Genomic DNA, 16,575 nt, shown 5'->3' with positions numbered 1-16,575 from the left:
CGTGACGGAGTCGGCGGCCGAATCGGGATACCGCGACCGGGTGCGCGGGGCGCTGCTCGGCGGGGCCGTCGGCGACGCGCTGGGCTGGCCGGTGGAGTTCCAGCAGCTCCAGCAGATCCAGCAGCGGTACGGGCCGGACGGCGTGACCGGGCTGCCGGACGGCGCCGGGCCGGTCGAAGTCACCGACGACACCCAGATGACCCTGTTCACCGCCGAGGGCCTGATCCGCGCGTTCGTCCGCGGCTGGACGGGCGGCGGCGGCTCGGTGCCGGAGGCCGTCCACGCCGCGTACCGGCGCTGGCTGCTGACCCAGCGCCAGGGCTCGCCGGACACCGCGCCGCAGCCCCGCCCGTACGACGGCTGGCTGCTGACCAGGCCCTTCCTGTACGCGTCGCGGGCGCCCGGCAACGCCTGCATGAGCGGGGTGTCCGAGCACCCGGAGTTCGAGTCGCCGTCCGTGATCGGGCAGCCGGGGCCGATCAACCCGGGCTCCAAGGGCTGCGGCACGGTGATGCGCTCGGCGCCGTTCGGGCTGGCACGGCTCGGCGTCGAGCTGTCCTTCGGGCTGGCCGTGCAGTGCGCCCAGATCACCCACGGGCACCCGACCGGCTACCTCTCGGCGGGCGCCTTCGCGGCGCTGGTCGAGCGGCTCGCCAACGGGACCGAGCCGTGGGCGGCGGTCGGCGAGACCGTGGAGCAGATCCGCGAGCTGCCGGGGTCCAAGGAGACGGTGCAGGCGCTGGCCCGGGCCGTCCGGGTGGCCCAGGAGTCGCAGCCGACGGCGGAGTCCGTGGAGCGGGTCGGGCTCGGCTGGATCGCCGAGGAGTGCCTGGCCATCGCGGTGTACTCGCTGCTGGCGACCACCCTCGAACCCGACCCGGTGCGCAGCGCGCTGCTGCTGTCGGTGAACCACTCCGGGGACAGCGACTCCACCGGCGCGGTCTGCGGCAACCTGGTCGGCGCCGCGTACGGCGCCTCGGCGCTGCCCGCCGAGTGGGCGGGGGCGGTCGAGGGCCGGGCCGAACTGCTGCGGGTCGCGGACGACCTGCTGGTGCTGTTCGGCAGCCGCGACCCGGCCCACCCGGCGCTCGGCGGGCGCTACCCGGCCTGGTGACGCCCGGTCCTCCTCCGGCTGCTTCGCCCGCTTCGCCCGCTTCGTCCGCGGGTCGGTTCAGGGCGCCTGCGGGTCGGCTCAGGACGCCTGCGGGTCGGTGACCTGGCCGAGGAACAGCGGCCGCCCGTCGGCGGTGTCGCGGATCAGGAACAGGAACGGCCGGTCGATGTGCAGCTGGACGGACTCCGGCGCGGCCGGCGCCGCCATCGCCGCCACCCCGGCGCCGCTGCCGGCCGCCGCGACCGTACCGTCCTCGTTCACCTCGACGGTGGCCTTCTGCACCACCGCGCCCAGGCCGAGCGGCTCCTTGGCGGTGATGCCGGTGATGCCGGTGAAGTCGGGCGCGTCGAAGGCCGCCTTGACGCCGAGTGAGCGCAGGGCGGGGACGAGGTCGTTGGCCGTGTCGAAGTGGAACCGCGGCAGGGTCAGGTCGACGGACCGCTCGTCGAGCCCGCCGAGGATCCGGTCGAGCTGGGCCTGGTCCAGGCCCTTGCTGAAGGCCGTGTACCCGCCCTGCGCGGGGACGATCAGGTCCATCGCCAACCTGCCTCCCGCGTAAGGGAGTTCGACGGCCTGCCAGGGTTCGCCGACGATGCCGCCGGAGCCCTCGGCGTACCGGAGGGTGCCGGTGCGGCTCATCGTGCTCACCGACGGGGTGGAGCCGTCCAGCCGGTGGAAGGGGCGCTCGGAGGTGTTCGCGGGCTTGAACCCGGAGGCCCACGCCGCCTTCAGGTAGAGCGCGTCGGTGAGTGCCAGCCGGGTTTCGGCGGTGATCTGTCGCGGGCCGAAGAGCTCCTTGATCCGCCCCTCGGTGGCCTTCTCCACCGCCGCGTTGATGCTCCTGCGGGCGTCGGCCGGGTCCTTGGCGAAGTCGACGGGGTGCACGCCGGTGTCGAAGGCGGCGGCGAGCGTGTCCAGGTACTCCGGGGCGACGGCCAGGCCCTGCTGCGTCCACAGGTCGTCGGACCGGCGCAGGACGACCTGGTCGCCGCCGGCCCGGCTCCCGCGGTCCGGCGCGCCGACGGCGAGGGCGTACTGTCGCGGGTCGAGCCCGGTGTGCAGGGCCTTGGCCAACTCCTCGGCGGTGGCGCCGCGCGCCCCCGGCAGCAGCATCCCGAGCACGCTCGCCAGCCCGGCCGGCGAGACCACGACGTTGCGCCCCGCCCCGTCCGGTGTCGCGGTCAGCGCGTGCAGCAGGTCCAGCCCGAAGGCGCTGGTCCCGGCCGCCACCGCCGCCACCTGCCCCGGATCCACCGCCGCCCGGCTCCCCGACGTCGAGGCCCGCACCACCACGGGCCCCCCGCCCGCCGCACTCCCGCACCCGGCCAGCGCCGGGCCGACGGCCAACCCGGCGGCGAGAAGCAGCCCCACCCGACGGCGGGAACGGCCATGCCCTGCGGTGCTGCGCTTCGTCATGGCCCTTCGACGCACCACCCCCGAACCCGGTTCCGCCCGGGCCCAGAGCGCAGGTCGTGGAGCTCAGTCCCAGAGCGCAGGTCGTGGAGCTCAGTCCCAGAGCGCCCCGAGCTCGAGCAGCTCGTCCCGGTACTCGATCCGCTCCACCCACTCCTGCGGCCAGACCGACTCCCCGTGACGGGCCCCGGCGAAGGCGCCGGTCAGACAGGCCAGGGAGTCCGAGTCGCCGCTGGAGTAGGCGGCCCGGCGGACGGCGGCCACCGGGTCGTCCGGCAGCAGCAGAAAGCAGAGCAGGCCGGTGGCGAAGGCCTCCTCGGCGACCCAGCCCTCACCGGTGGCCAGACACGGGTCCGCTTCGACGTCGGGCGCGGCGAGCGCGGCGTCCAGCCGGTCGAGCACGGCCAGGCAGTCGTCCCAGCCGCGGGCGATGACGTCCTGCGGCGAGTGGCCGTGCCAGCGCGCGGCGAGGTCGCCGAGCCAGAACTCGTCGTACCGCTCGCGGCTCGCCAGCGCGTACGCCCGCAGCACCGCGGGCAGGCCGGCCGGCGGAACGTCCTCGGCGAGCTTGCGGATGGCGTACGCGGTGAGGTCACTGGCGGCGAGTGCGGTCGGGTGCCCGTGGGTGAGCGCGGACTGCAACTGCGCGGCGCCCGCGAGCTGGCGGGCGTCGAGTTCGCGGATCAGCCCGACCGGAGCGACCCGCATGTTGGCGCCGCAGCCCTTGGAGCCGACGTCGCTCGCCTGCTGCCAGCGGTACGCGGGGCGGCTCAGCCGCTCGCAGGCGCGCAGGCAGGTCATGCCGGGAGCACGGTTGTTCTGCGGGGAGCGCCACCAGTCGACGAACTCCTCGCGAACGGGCCGCTCCAGCCGTAGCGGGGTCAGCGGCCCGCGCTCCAGGGCAATGCGCAGACCACGGCCGAGGGCGAGGGTCATCTGGGTGTCGTCGGTGACCAGCGCCCTTGGGGGCAGCGGAAGTTGCCGCCAGTCAGGGTGGTCGTCGGCAATCATCTCGACCGTCTTGAACTCGGTCACCCGGCCGATCGCATCCCCGATCGCCAGCCCCAGCAGTGACCCCGTCGCCTTGCCCACAGCTCTCCCCCGTTCCTCGAACCGACCCCGAACCCGACCTGTCCCAGACCTCGATCTAGACCTCGACCACCAGTTCCCTGAGGCCCCGGATCACGTAGCCCGGGTTCCACTCGGGTTCGCGGGCCAGGCGCAGGCCGGGGGCGCGGCGCAGGAGGGCGCCGTAGGACTCGGTGAGTTCCAGTCTGGCGAGCGGGGCGCCGAGGCAGAAGTGGATGCCGGCGCCGAAGGTGATGTGGGGGTTGTCGGTGCGGCCGAGGTCGAGGCGGTCGGGGTCGGTGAAGCGCTCGGGGTCGCGGTTGGCGGAGCCGAAGAGGAGGGCGACCTCGGAGCCGCGCGGGATGGTGACGCCGCGCAGCTCGATGTCCTCCAGGACCCACCGTTCGAACAGCTGCAGCGGGGTGTCCCAGCGCATCAGCTCCTCGATGGCGGTGGGCAGGAGCGCGTCGGTCGCGCCGCGCAGCCGGGCGAGTTCGCCGGGGTTGCGGAACAGCGCCCACCAGCCGTTGCCGGTGGTGTTGACGGTCGCCTCGTGGCCGGCGTTGAGCAGCAGCACGCAGGTGGAGATCATCTCCTGCTCGCTGAGCGCGTCGGAGCCCTCCTGGGCCTGGATCAGCGCGCTGATCAGGTCGGTGCCGGGGGCGGTGCGGCGTTCGCGGATGAGGGCGCGCAGGTAGTCGGAGAACTCGGTGCTCGCGGTGACGGCCTTGCGGGCGGCCTCCTCGCTCGGGTTGAGCTCGTACATGCCGGTGATGTCGGCGGACCAGGGCCGCAGCAGGTGCCGGTCGCCCTCCGGCACGCCGAGCATCTCGGCGATCACGGCGACCGGCAGTGGCTCGGCGACGGCGGCGATCAGGTCGCCGCCGCCGGCCGCGAGCAGGCCGTCGACGAGTTCCCCGGCGAGCCGCTGGACGGTCGGCCGCAGGCCCTCGACCATGCGCGGGGTGAAGGCCTTGGAGACCAGCCGGCGGATCCGGGTGTGGTCGGGGGCCTCCAGGTCGAGCAGCCCGAAGTCGTTGAGGGTGTGGAAGGGCTCGTGCGCCGGGTCGGGTTCGGGCCGCCCGAACTCCTGGTGGCCGAAGCGGTGGGTGTAGGTGCGCCCGAGCCGCCGGTCGCGCAGGAGCGCGCTGACGTCCTCGTGCCGCGAGACGAGCCACTGCCCGGTCGGCTCGAAGTACGTCACCGGCGCGTGCTCGCGCAACTCGGCGTACGCGTCGTACGGGTGGGCCACGAACGCCGCCGCCCAGGGGTCGAACTTCGCCGTCGTCGTCATCGCTCGATCACTCCAGGCCATGAGGGGGGAGCCGGAAGGATCATCGTACGCATGCGGTTCACCCGTTTTTAAGCCCCTTCTTCAGAGCCCCTCCCCCACCAGCCTGCGCACCAGGGCCGGCAGCGCCTGGGAGATCGGCTCGCGGATCACCTCGTCGGCGGCCTCGTCGCACGGCGTCGGCTCGGCGTTCAGGATGATCAGCTTCGACCCGGTCCGCACCGCGTTGTACGGCAGCGCCGCCACCGGGAACACCTGAAGGCTGGTACCGACCGCGATGAACACGTCGCAGGCGCGGGCGATCGAGTCGGCCTGCCCGAGCACCTCCTGGTCCAGGTTCTCGCCGAACATCACCGTGCGCGGCTTCAGGATCCCCCCGCACGCCCGGCAGGCCGGGTCCGGCTCGCCCGCCTCGACCCGCCGCAGCGCCTCCGCCATCGGCCCCGTCGCCGCGCAGCCCAGACACTGCACCTCCAGTGCGGTGCCGTGCAGTTCGAGCACCTTGCGCGGGGCCAGCCCGGCCCGCTGGTGCAGCCCGTCCACGTTCTGGGTGAGCACCCGCAGCGGCAGCCCCGAGCGCTCCAGATCGACCAGCGCCCGGTGCCCGGCGTTCGGCTCGGCCCCCAGCACACCCGTCTCCAGCCTCAGCCGCCACGCCCGCCGCCGCACCTCGGGATCGGCACGGTACGGGCCGATGGTGACCAGGTCCTGGGCCGACGGGTCCCGCTGCCAGAGCCCCTGCGGGCCGCGGTAGTCGGGGATGCCCGAGTCGGTCGAGATGCCCGCGCCGGTGAGGACGGCGATCAGGGGGCGTTTCGCGTTCATGCCCCGGACGGTACGGGCGGCCCGGTTCGGGGCGCCAGCGAAAATCCGGGTGCGCCGCGCCAACTACCGCCGCACACTGGGCCGGTCACCCCACCACTTGCCAAGGAGCCCCGTGCAGGGAGCAGTCAGCGTCTCGCCCGTCCAGATTCCCGAGTTGCTGCTCGGGCTGGCCACCGTCCGGCCGGTGTTCCTCTGGGGCGCGCCCGGGATCGGGAAGTCCTCGCTGGTGCGGGAGTTCGCCGAGTCGCTCGGCCTGGAGTGCGTGAGCCTGGTCGGCACCCAGCTCGCCCCGGAGGACCTGATCGGTGTCCCTCAGCTGACCCCGGAGGGCCGTTCCCGGTTCTGCCCGCCCGAGCAGATCGCCCGCGACGAGCCGTACTGCCTGTTCCTGGACGAGCTCAACGCAGCGACCCCGGACGTCCAGAAGGCGTTCTACTCGCTGATCCTGGACCGCCGGATCGGCTCGTACGAGCTGCCGCCCGGCTCGATCGTGATCGGCGCCGGGAACCGCGCCACCGACGGCGCGCTCGCCCGGCCGATGGCGTCCGCGCTGGTCAACCGCATGGTCCACGTGCACCTGCGGGCCAGCGCCGCGGACTGGCTGCGCTGGGCGGCCGGCGCCGGCATCCACCCCTGGGTCATCGACTACGTCACCGACCGGCCCGACCACCTGTGGTCCGCCCCGCCGAAGACCGAGGAGCCGTTCTCCACCCCGCGCGCCTGGCACATGCTCTCCGACGCGCTGCACTCCTTCGGCCCCACCTTGGACGAGGAGACCCTCAAGGTGCTCGCGTACGGGCTGCTCACCCCGCAGCACGCGATCGCCTTCTGCGGCTACGCCAAGATCGTCCGCAACGCGTACGGCCTGGAGGCGATCCTCAAGGGCGACGCCCGCTGGCCGCACCGGCTGGAGGACCGCGACCTGCTCTACTACCTGGCCGACGCCTTCCGCGGCCGCCTGGTCAAGGAGCTGCCGGCCAGCAAGGAGCACGCCTCGGGGGCGCAGCGGCAGACCGCCTTCCGGGCCAAGTCGCTGCTGGTGCAGCTGGCCGAGATCTCGGTGGAGGTCGCCCAGACGGTGATCGCCGACGGCGCGGACGGCAATCCGGTGCTGCCCTCCTGGTTCCTGATCGAGGCGGCCCGGGACATGCCCCGGCTGGTCGAGGCCCGCCGGTGAGTCCTTCCGTCCAGAAGGGTGCGAAGAAGCCGGACCCGGGCGCGGAGGTCTTCGCCGAGGGAGTCCGGCTGCTGCGCCAGAATCCGGCCTTCGACGCCGTGCCCGCCGATTTCTGCCGCCGGGACGACTGCGGGCTGGCCCCGCCCGGCGGCTGGGCGGTGGTCGACTCCGACGGCACCGTGCACGTCAACCCGCGCCGCCGGGCCGAACCGGAGGAGTGGGCCTGGGTGCTGGCGCACTGCCTGCTGCACCTGGGCTTCGGCCACGTCCCGGCCGCCCGGGGTATCCGGGTCCAGCCCGACGTCTACGAGGAGGCGGCCCGCTGCGCGGTGGTGAACCGTTTCCTCGCGACCTTCCCGGTCGGCCGCCCCCCGGTCGCCCTCCCGCAGGAGTACCCGGGCGGCGACGAGGAGGAGCTGACCGCCCGCTGGCGCCGCGACGGCCTGCCGCCGGCCGTCACCGCCGGGACGGCCGGCACCGCCGACCACGACCAGCTGCTGGTCGAGTGGCAGAACTACGGCCACACCCCGAAGGACTGGTCGATGGCCTTCGCCGCCGCCCTCACCCGCACCATGTCCGCCGCGATGGACCGGGCCGGCGGCCGTTTCGACCAGGAGACCGGCGAGCGCCTGCCCGTACGGCCGTGGACCAGGGCGCTCGGCTGGTTCGTCTCCTCCTACCCGCTGCTCGGCGGCATCGCGGCCGGCCTCACCGTCGTCGCCGACGCCGAACTGGCCCGCGCCCACGGCATCACCATCGCCGCCGTCAACGCCGAGGCCGGCGAGGTCTACATCAACCCGCTGCGCCAGCAGACCGACGAGGAGTGGCGGTTCATCCTCGGCCACGAGATGCTGCACGCCGCCCTGCGGCACGGCGAGCGTCGCGGCGGCCGGGATCCGTTCCTCTTCAACGTCGCCGCCGACTACGTCATCAACGGGTGGCTGCTGGAGATGGGCGTCGGCGACATGCCGGAAGGCCTGCTGCACGACCCGCAGCTGAAGGGGCTGTCCGCCGAGGAGGTGTACGACCGGATCGTCCGCGACGAGCGCCGGATCCGCCGGCTCGCCACCCTGGCCGGCAAGAACCGCCCGGACATCCTCGGCGCACCGCTGGACCGCGGCCCGCGCGACTACGTGGACCTCGACGACTTCTACCGCCGCGGCCTCCAGCAGGGCTTCGAGCTGCACCAGCGCGAACGCGGGCTGCTGCCCGCCGGGCTGGTCGAGGAGATCCGCGCCCTCGCCCACCCGCCGCTGCCCTGGGACGCCCGGCTGGCCCGCTGGTTCGACGAGTTCGTGCCCCGCCCGGAGCCGGTCCGCAGCTACTCCCGGCCGGCCCGCCGGCAGTCCGCCACCCCGGACATCCCCCGGGCCGGCCGCTACCACCCGCCCGAGGAGGTGCCGCGCTGCACCTTCGGCGTCGTCCTGGACACCTCCGGCTCGATGAACCGGGTACTGCTCGGCAAGGCGCTCGGCGCGATCGCCTCGTACGCGGCCGCCCGGGACGTGCCCGCGGCCCGGGTGGTGCACTGCGACGCCGCACCGCACGACGCCGGGTACGTCCCGGTCGGCGAGATCGCCGGCCGGGTCCGGGTGCGCGGGCGCGGCGGCACCGAGCTGCAGCCGGGCGTCGACCTGCTGGAGCGGGCCGAGGACTTCCCGCGCGGGGCGCCCGTGCTGGTCATCACCGACGGCGCGTGCGACGTGCTGCGGGTGCGCCGCGAGCACGCCTTCCTCGTCCCCCGGGGCGCCGGGCTGCCGTTCACCCCGCGCGGACCGGTGTTCCGGATGAGCTGACGGGCGCCCGCCCCTCCCCTGCGGGAGCGGCCGTCCGTCCGTACCGCCCGGTCGGACCAACACCGGTCAGACCGGCGCCGGTCAGACCAGTGCCGGGCGGGGAGCGGCGGAGCGGCGGGCCAGCGGGGCCAGCGCCGCCAGGTAGCAGACCGCGGCCACCGGGATCAGCGCCAGGTCGACCCCCGAGGCGGCGGTGCCGGCCAGCATCAGCACCGGGCTCCACCAGGGCAGCGTCCGGGCCGCGCCCACCGCGGCGGCGACCAGCAGAGCCAGCAGGCCGACGTAGAACAGCAGCGGGCCGATCTGGTAGACGGCCGGCAGTACCCCGGGGACGCCCTGGACGCGGTCGAACAGCCGCGACTGCCCGGCCTTGTCCGCCGCCGCCAGGCCGACGTACAGATCGATCCCGATCTGCACCAGCGAGGCCGCCAGGCCGACGAACGCCGTCCCGAGCGCGGCACCGGCCGCGAGCCGCCCGGCCGTGGTGCCGCGCGGGGCGAGCAGCCCGCGCAGGGCGAGCAGGACCGGGGCGAACAGCAGCAGCCCGGCGAACATCGCGGTGTGGCCGACCGTCCAGCCGAGGCCGGGTTCCCGGGAGCCCGGGACCAGCCTGATCCCCCCGTAGAGGGCCATCAGGGCGGGGGCGCCGACGACGGCGTAGGCGGTGCGGCGGTTCTGCTGCGGGGTGTTCATCCGACGGTCTCCTGTGGTGATCCGCGGCCCCGGCAGGTAGCTGGTGGCCCGTGGTCCGTTCCGACACCACAGATGCTGTCCGCCGCACCCCTCGTCGCGGATCGCCCGCACCGGCGAACCCGCCGCCTCCCCCGCACGGGGGAGCCCCGACCAGGGGCCCCGCGCGCCCGGCGTGATCCGGAGGGGGGCCCTACGCCTCCCCCGCCACCACCGCGCCGGCCTCGTACGCGAACACCACCGCGTGCACCCGGTCCCGCAGCCCCAGCTTGCTCAGCACATTGCTGACGTGCGTCTTCACCGTGTGCTCGCTGACCACCAGCTCGGCCGCGATCTCCGCGTTGGAGAGCCCGCGCGCCAGCAGCCGCAGGGTCTCCTGCTCGCGCAGGGTGAGCTGCTCCAGCAGCTTGGACGGCGGCCGGACCGCCCGCTCGGGCGAGCCCGGGCGGCGGGCGGCGAACTCGCCGATCAGCCGCCTGGTCACCGAGGGCGCGAGCAGCGCCTCCCCGGAGGCCACCATCCGCACCCCGTGCGCCAGGTCGTCCCGCCGGACGTCCTTGAGCAGGAAGCCGCTGGCGCCCGCGTACAGCGCGTCGAAGACGTAGTCGTCGGCGTCGAAGGTGGTCAGCATGATCACCTTGGTGGACGGGAACTCGGCGCAGACCCGGCGGGCCGCCTCCAGCCCGTCCATGACCGGCATCCGGACGTCCAGCAGCAGGACGTCCGGGCCGTGGGCGCGGACCGCCTCGACCGCCTCGGCGCCGTCGCGCGCCTCGGCCACCACCTCGATGTCGGGCTGCGCGTCCAGGATCATCCCGAACCCTGCCCGCACCAGCTCCTGGTCGTCCGCGACGACCACCCGAATCGGATTCATCCGCCCGCCTTCTCCACCACGCCCGCCACCCCCAACGGCAGCCGGGCACTCACCAGGAAGCCCTTGCCCTCCGGTCCGGGCCCGGCCTCGGCCCGCCCGCCGCAGGCCGCCGCCCGCTCCCGGATGCCGACCAGCCCGCGGCCGCCGGACCAGCCGTTCACCGCGCCGCCGACGGTCACCGGCAGCCCGCGCCCGTTGTCGGACACCATGACCTCCAGGGTGTCCCCGGACCGCCGCACCCGGACCGCCACCCGGTCGGCGCCGGAGTGCTTGACCGTGTTGGTCAGCGCCTCCTGCACGATCCGGTACGCCGCCGCCTGGAGGTCGGCGGGCACCGCGCCCAGCCCGTCGGCCAGTTCGAGCTCCACCGCCGATCCGGCCCGGCGCACCCGCTCTGCCACGTCGGCGAGTTCGGCCAACCGGGGCTGCGGAGCCAGCTCAGGGCCGGCCCCCTCCTCCTTCAGTACTCCGAGGACGCGACGCAGTTGGACCATCGCGTCGCGGCCCGCGTCGGCGATGGTGTCGAAGGCGCGGATCGCCCGGTCCGGGTTGGCGTGCACCACCAGCGGCCCGGCCTCGGCCTGGATGATCATCAGTGAGACGGCGTGCGCCAGGATGTCGTGCATCTCCCGGGCGATCCGGGCCCGCTCCTCCACCACCGCGCGGCCCGCCTCACTCGCCGCCCGTTCCCCCGCCTCGCGGGCCCGCTCGGCCTCCAGCCGGGCCAGCCGCCGCTGGGCGCGCACCAGCGAGCCGAAGACGAACGAGCCGACCGAGGTGAGCAGGCTGAACAGCATGCCGTTGGGCGAGTGGGTGCCGATCACGTTGGCGACCACCACCACCGCCAGCACCGTCCAGCGCTGCCGGTCCGGGGAGCGCTCCGCCACCGTGTAGATGCCGATCACCCCGGCCAGCGGCACCTGCGGACTCGCCGAGTGCGCCACCACGGACAGCGTCATGAGGGCCACGCTGCCCGCCGCCAGCGCGGCCAGCGGCGCCCGGCGCCGCCAGGGCAGCGACAGCGAGGTGGACACCGCCACCAGGTAGACCCACCACGGCCAGGCCGTGTCGTCGTTGCCGACCGCCCAGACCGAGATCCCGGCCGATGCCACGGCCAGCAGCGAGTCCAGCACGTACGGACTCAGCCCGGCCGACCAGCTCTGCCAGCGCGCCGCTCGCACCACCGCCGCCCCTCCCCCGGGTCCGGGGGCGCCGCCCCCGCGGAGAAGATCATGCCCTACCGGCAGGACCTCCGGAACGGCCCGGTCAGACACCGTCGACCGACACTCCGCCGGCGCCCGTGCGCGCCGCGATGCTGCGCGCCGCCCCCGGCTGCGAGGGGATCCCGAGTTCCACTCCGCCGGCCCCGGCGTGCGCGTCCACCGCGTACGCCTCCCCGGCCGGCACCCTGACCCGCACCCCGCCGGTCTCCGCCTTCGCCTCCACCTTCACGGGTGCCGCCGCGAAGTCGGCCCGCACCCCGCCGGTCCGGGTGCTCAACCGGACGGTCTGCGAGGTCAGCCGGGTGGCCTCGACCCCGCCGGTGTCCACCGAGGCCTCCACCTCGGCGGCCAGCCCGACCAGCCGTACCCCGCCGGTCTCCTGGGTCACCCGCACCTTCGTCCCGGCCGGCACCTGCACGGTGTACCCGACGCCGCAGCCCCGGCAGTCGTACGTCAGCCGCAGCACGCCGTCCTTCACCTCGTGCGTGGTCCGCGGCGCCTCGCCCCGGTAGTTCTGCTCCTCGGTCACGTGCACCGCGTCGCCGCCGCCGGTCACCACGATCCCGCCGGTGTGCGCCTCGACCACCAGTTCCCCGACCGGCTCCGACACCCCGTAGTCCACGGTCCGGTGCTCCTGGTCGTCCCCGAAGGGCAGGCAGGCGGACATCCCGACCAGCACCGTCCCCGTGATCGCCATCGCGCCCAGTACCCGCTTCATGCCCGGCCCCCTTCGAAAGCCCCGCCGTCCCGACACGCGAAGCCTCCCCCGGCCGTCCCCTCTCCCGCCTCCCTCGCCAGAGCGGTTCCGGCCCCTCCCCCGCACGAGGGAGGGGCCGCTCCCGGGAACGACGAAAGGGCCCGGAGGCTTGATGCCTCCGGGCCCTTCGTTGCTACTGAGTAGCGGGGACAGGATTTGAACCTGCGACCTCTGGGTTATGAGCCCAGCGAGCTACCGAGCTGCTCCACCCCGCGTCGGTAAACACGACTCTACGCGACTTCTGCCGGGGAACCTAATCCGTGCCCCGCAGGGCCCCCGGCCCCCTCGCCCCCTCGCCCCCTCGCCCCCTCGCCCCCGCAGCGGGAACGCCGCAGGGCGGCCACCCCGCGAGGGGTGACCGCCCTGACAGCCGAACGTCGGACTCAGCCGGTGTACGGGCCGTAGTCGTAGTCGTCCAGCGGGACCGCCTGGCCGGAGCCGGCGCCGAAGGGCGACAGGTCGTAGTCGTCGTAGCCGACGGCCGAGTACATCGCGGCCTTGGCCTCCTCGGTCGGCTCGACCCGGATGTTGCGGTAGCGGGGCAGACCCGTACCGGCCGGGATGAGCTTACCGAGGATGACGTTCTCCTTGAGGCCCAGCAGCGGGTCCGACTTGGCGTGGATCGCCGCGTCGGTGAGGACCCGGGTCGTCTCCTGGAAGGAGGCGGCCGACAGCCAGGACTCGGTGGCCAGCGAGGCCTTGGTGATACCCATCAGCTGCGGACGGCCGGAGGCGGGGTGACCGCCCTCGGCGACCACGCGACGGTTCTCGGTCTCGAAGCGGCCGCGCTCGACGAGCTCGCCCGGGAGCAGCTCGGCGTCGCCCGACTCGATGATCGTCACGCGGCGGAGCATCTGCCGGATGATGATCTCGATGTGCTTGTCGTGGATCGACACACCCTGCGAGTTGTAGACCTTCTGGACCTCGGCGACCAGGTGGATCTGGACGGCACGCTGGCCCATGATGCGCAGGACGTCGTGCGGGTTGGTGGCACCCATGGTCAGCTTCTGGCCGACCTCGACCGCCTCGCCCTCGCTGACCAGCAGCTTCACACGCTTGGAGACGGGGTAGGCGATCTCGTCGCTGCCGTCGTCCGGGGTGATGACGAGCTTGCGGGTCTTCTCGGTGTCCTCGATCCGCGCCCGGCCGGTGGCCTCCGAGATCGGGGCCACACCCTTGGGGGTACGGGCCTCGAAGAGCTCGACGACACGCGGCAGACCCTGGGTGATGTCGTCACCGGCCACACCACCGGTGTGGAAGGTACGCATCGTCAGCTGGGTACCGGGCTCACCGATGGACTGGGCGGCGATGATGCCGACCGCCTCACCGATGTCGACCAGCTTGCCGGTGGCCAGCGAACGCCCGTAGCAGAAGGCGCAGGTGCCGACGGCCGACTCGCAGGTCAGGATCGAGCGGGTCTTGACCTCGCCGATGCCGTGGCGGATCAGCTCGTCGATCAGCACGTCACCGAGGTCGGTGTTGGCGGTGGCAAGGAGCTTGCCGTCCACCGTGATGTCCTCGGCGAGCATGCGGGCGTACACGCTGGTCTCGACGTCGTCGGCCTTGCGCAGCACGCCGTCCGCACCGACGGTGCCGATCGCCAGCTTCAGGCCGCGCTCGGTGCCGCAGTCCTCCTCGCGAATGATGACGTCCTGGGAGACGTCGACCAGACGACGGGTGAGGTAGCCGGAGTCGGCGGTACGGAGGGCGGTGTCCGCCAGACCCTTACGGGCACCGTGGGTGGAGATGAAGTACTCCAGCACGGTGAGACCCTCACGGAACGACGCCTTGATGGGTCGCGGGATGGTCTCGTTCTTGGCGTTCGACACCAGACCACGCATACCGGCGATCTGGCGCATCTGCATCATGTTTCCACGAGCACCCGAGTCGACCATCATGAAGATGGGGTTCGTCTTCGGGAAGTTCTCGTTCATGGCCTCGGCGACCTCGTTGGTCGCCTGGGTCCAGATGCCGATGAGCTCCTGCTTGCGCTCGTCGTTGGTGATCAGGCCGCGCTCGTACTGACGCTGGACCTTCTCCGCCTTCGCCTCGTAGCCCTCGAGGATCTGGGGCTTGTTCGGCGGGACGACGACGTCGGAGATCGAGACGGTGACACCCGAGCGGGTCGACCAGTGGAAACCGGCCGCCTTCAGGTTGTCCAGGGTCGCCGCGACGACGACCTTGGGGTAGCGCTCCGCCAGGTCGTTGACGATCGCGGAGAGCTGCTTCTTGCCCACCTCGTAGTCGACGAACGGGTAGTCCTCGGGCAGCAGCTCGTTGAAGAGCGCGCGGCCCAGGGTGGTGGTCAGGCGGAACGGCTCGCCGTCGAACCAGGCCGTCTGGCCCTCCTCGTCCACCGGCGGGGTCCAGCCGCGCGGCGGGACGGTGCCGGCCGGCAGGCGCAGCTCGATCGGGGCCTGGACGTCCAGCTCGCGGGCGTCGAAGGCCATGACGGCCTCGGCGGTCGAGGAGAAGGAACGGCCACCGCCCTTCACCGTCTCCCGGTCCGAGGTCAGGAAGAACAGACCGAGCACCATGTCCTGGGTCGGCATGGTGACGGGGCGACCGTCGGCCGGCTTCAGGATGTTGTTCGAGGACAGCATCAGGATGCGGGCCTCGGCCTGCGCCTCCGCGGAGAGCGGCAGGTGGACGGCCATCTGGTCACCGTCGAAGTCCGCGTTGAACGCGGTGCAGACGAGCGGGTGGATCTGGATGGCCTTGCCCTCGACCAGCTGGGGCTCGAAGGCCTGGATGCCGAGGCGGTGCAGGGTGGGCGCACGGTTCAGCAGGACGGGGTGCTCGGCGATGACCTCTTCGAGCACGTCCCACACGACCGGGCGGGCACGCTCGACCATGCGCTTGGCCGACTTGATGTTCTGCGCGTGGTTCAGGTCGACCAGGCGCTTCATCACGAACGGCTTGAAGAGCTCCAGCGCCATGGCCTTGGGCAGACCGCACTGGTGCAGCTTGAGCTGCGGGCCGACGACGATGACCGAACGGGCCGAGTAGTCGACGCGCTTGCCGAGCAGGTTCTGGCGGAAACGACCCTGCTTGCCCTTCAGCATGTCGCTGAGGGACTTCAGCGGGCGGTTGCCCGGGCCGGTGACCGGACGGCCGCGACGGCCGTTGTCGAACAGGGCGTCGACGGCCTCCTGGAGCATGCGCTTCTCGTTGTTCACGATGATCTCGGGCGCGCCGAGGTCGAGAAGCCGCTTCAGGCGGTTGTTGCGGTTGATCACGCGGCGGTACAGGTCGTTCAGGTCGGAGGTCGCGAAGCGGCCACCGTCCAGCTGCACCATCGGACGCAGGTCCGGCGGGATGACCGGGACGCAGTCCAGCACCATGCCGTTGGGCTTGTTGGTGGTCTGCAGGAACGCGGAGACGACCTTGAGGCGCTTCAGCGCACGGGTCTTCTTCTGGCCCTTGCCGGTGCGGATGATCTCGCGCAGGCGCTCGGACTCCTCCGCCAGGTCGAAGGTCTCGAGGCGGTCCTTGAGGGCCGCCGCGCCCATCGAGCCGGAGAAGTAGGTGCCGAAGCGGTCGCGCAGCTCGCGGTAGAGCAGCTCGTCGCCCTCGAGGTCCTGGACCTTGAGGTTCTTGAAGCGGGCCCACACCTCGTCGAGGCGGTCGAGCTCGCGCTGCGCGCGGTCGCGCAGCTGCTTCATCTCGCGCTCGGCGCCCTCGCGCACCTTGCGGCGCACGTCGGCCTTGGCGCCCTCGGCCTCCAGCTCGGCCAGGTCGGTCTCGGCCTTCTTGGCACGGGCCTCGAGGTCGGAGTCGCGGCGGTTCTCGATCTGCTGGCGCTCGACCGAGACGTGCGCCTCCAGGGACGGCAGGTCGCGCTGGCGGCGCTCGTCGTCGACCCAGGTGATCATGTAGGCGGCGAAGTAGATGACCTTCTCGAGGTCCTTCGGCGCCAGGTCGAGCAGGTAGCCCAGGCGGGACGGCACGCCCTTGAAGTACCAGATGTGGGTGACCGGGGCGGCCAGCTCGATGTGGCCCATCCGCTCACGGCGCACCTTGGCGCGGGTCACCTCGACGCCGCAGCGCTCACAGATGATGCCCTTGAAGCGGACGCGCTTGTACTTACCGCAGTAGCACTCCCAGTCCCGGGTGGGGCCGAAGATCTTCTCGCAGAAGAGTCCGTCCTTTTCGGGCTTCAGGGTGCGGTAGTTGATGGTCTCCGGCTTCTTGACCTCGCCGTGCGACCACTGGCGGATGTCGTCGGCGGTGGCCAGGCCGATGCGGAGCTCGTCGAAGAAGTTGACGTCAAGCACTGGTCGTCAAGCCCTCTTTCGTAAGTCGAGAGTCGTTCATGTGGTCTGAGGGGGGCCTGGGGGCGGGCCG

12 protein-coding genes and 1 tRNA gene are annotated in these 16,575 nt (G+C 72.9%); 3 read left to right on the top strand and 10 right to left on the bottom strand.

Translation table 11 applies throughout. From position 1 onward, the window contains the following. Position 1 precedes the first annotated feature (1 nt). Positions 2-1,114, top strand: coding sequence for an ADP-ribosylglycohydrolase family protein (locus AB0O82_RS04190; protein ID WP_363580084.1), 1,113 nt, complete (start codon positions 2-4; stop codon positions 1,112-1,114). A gap of 78 nt (positions 1,115-1,192) precedes the next feature. On the opposite strand, the gene AB0O82_RS04185 is transcribed toward AB0O82_RS04190, so the two are convergent. The 4 genes from AB0O82_RS04185 to AB0O82_RS04170 all read right to left on the bottom strand — a co-directional run bounded on the left by AB0O82_RS04185 (position 1,193) and on the right by AB0O82_RS04170 (position 5,711). Then, positions 1,193-2,368 carry a serpin family protein gene (locus AB0O82_RS04185; protein ID WP_363580082.1) on the bottom strand — a complete coding sequence of 392 codons (1,176 nt, stop codon included), beginning with the start codon at positions 2,366-2,368 and terminating at the stop codon, positions 1,193-1,195. A 252-nt stretch (positions 2,369-2,620) separates the two neighbouring features. Next, positions 2,621-3,619, bottom strand: coding sequence for an ADP-ribosylglycohydrolase family protein (locus tag AB0O82_RS04180; protein WP_363580080.1), 999 nt, complete (start codon positions 3,617-3,619; stop codon positions 2,621-2,623). A 55-nt stretch (positions 3,620-3,674) separates the two neighbouring features. After that, on the bottom strand, positions 3,675-4,889 hold the full coding sequence (locus tag AB0O82_RS04175; RefSeq protein ID WP_363580078.1) for a cytochrome P450: 1,215 nt from the start codon (positions 4,887-4,889) through the stop codon (positions 3,675-3,677). Positions 4,890-4,970: 81 nt separating this feature from the next. Beyond that, positions 4,971-5,711, bottom strand: coding sequence for an NAD-dependent deacylase (locus AB0O82_RS04170; protein WP_363580076.1), 741 nt, complete (start codon positions 5,709-5,711; stop codon positions 4,971-4,973). Positions 5,712-5,823: 112 nt separating this feature from the next. On the opposite strand from AB0O82_RS04170, the gene AB0O82_RS04165 reads away from it, so the two are divergent. Continuing rightward, a complete protein-coding gene (locus AB0O82_RS04165; protein WP_363369345.1) occupies positions 5,824-6,888 on the top strand; it encodes a MoxR family ATPase in 1,065 nt (354 codons plus the stop codon). Continuing rightward, the gene (locus tag AB0O82_RS04160) at positions 6,885-8,684 is read left to right on the top strand and encodes a hypothetical protein (protein WP_363580074.1); all 1,800 of its coding nucleotides are present in this window, start codon (positions 6,885-6,887) and stop codon (positions 8,682-8,684) included. The genes AB0O82_RS04165 and AB0O82_RS04160 overlap by 4 nt, the downstream gene beginning before the upstream one ends. 81 nt (positions 8,685-8,765) lie before the next feature. Here the strand turns inward: AB0O82_RS04160 and AB0O82_RS04155 are convergent, their stop codons facing one another. The 6 genes from AB0O82_RS04155 to AB0O82_RS04130 form a co-directional block, all read right to left on the bottom strand. Further along, a complete protein-coding gene (locus AB0O82_RS04155) occupies positions 8,766-9,377 on the bottom strand; it encodes a hypothetical protein (RefSeq protein WP_363580072.1) in 612 nt (203 codons plus the stop codon). Between the two features lie 190 nt (positions 9,378-9,567). Then, on the bottom strand, positions 9,568-10,248 hold the full coding sequence (locus AB0O82_RS04150; protein WP_363580070.1) for a response regulator transcription factor: 681 nt from the start codon (positions 10,246-10,248) through the stop codon (positions 9,568-9,570). After that, on the bottom strand, positions 10,245-11,432 hold the full coding sequence (locus tag AB0O82_RS04145) for a sensor histidine kinase (protein WP_363580068.1): 1,188 nt from the start codon (positions 11,430-11,432) through the stop codon (positions 10,245-10,247). Before AB0O82_RS04145 ends, AB0O82_RS04150 begins: the two co-directional genes overlap by 4 nt. Positions 11,433-11,514: 82 nt before the next feature. After that, entirely contained in the window at positions 11,515-12,189 is a 675-nt protein-coding gene (locus tag AB0O82_RS04140) for a hypothetical protein (protein WP_363580066.1), read from the bottom strand. A gap of 180 nt (positions 12,190-12,369) precedes the next feature. Continuing rightward, a tRNA-Met gene (locus AB0O82_RS04135) sits at positions 12,370-12,443 on the bottom strand. 168 nt (positions 12,444-12,611) lie between these two features. Next, a complete protein-coding gene (locus tag AB0O82_RS04130; RefSeq protein WP_350877062.1) occupies positions 12,612-16,505 on the bottom strand; it encodes a DNA-directed RNA polymerase subunit beta' in 3,894 nt (1,297 codons plus the stop codon). Positions 16,506-16,575 lie beyond the last annotated feature (70 nt).

It is taken from the genome of Kitasatospora sp. NPDC088264, from assembly GCF_040685715.1.
Lineage (GTDB): Bacteria > Actinomycetota > Actinomycetes > Streptomycetales > Streptomycetaceae > Kitasatospora.
Note: the sequence above shows the minus strand (reverse complement) of the source record. Positions and strands in the feature narration are given on the sequence as shown.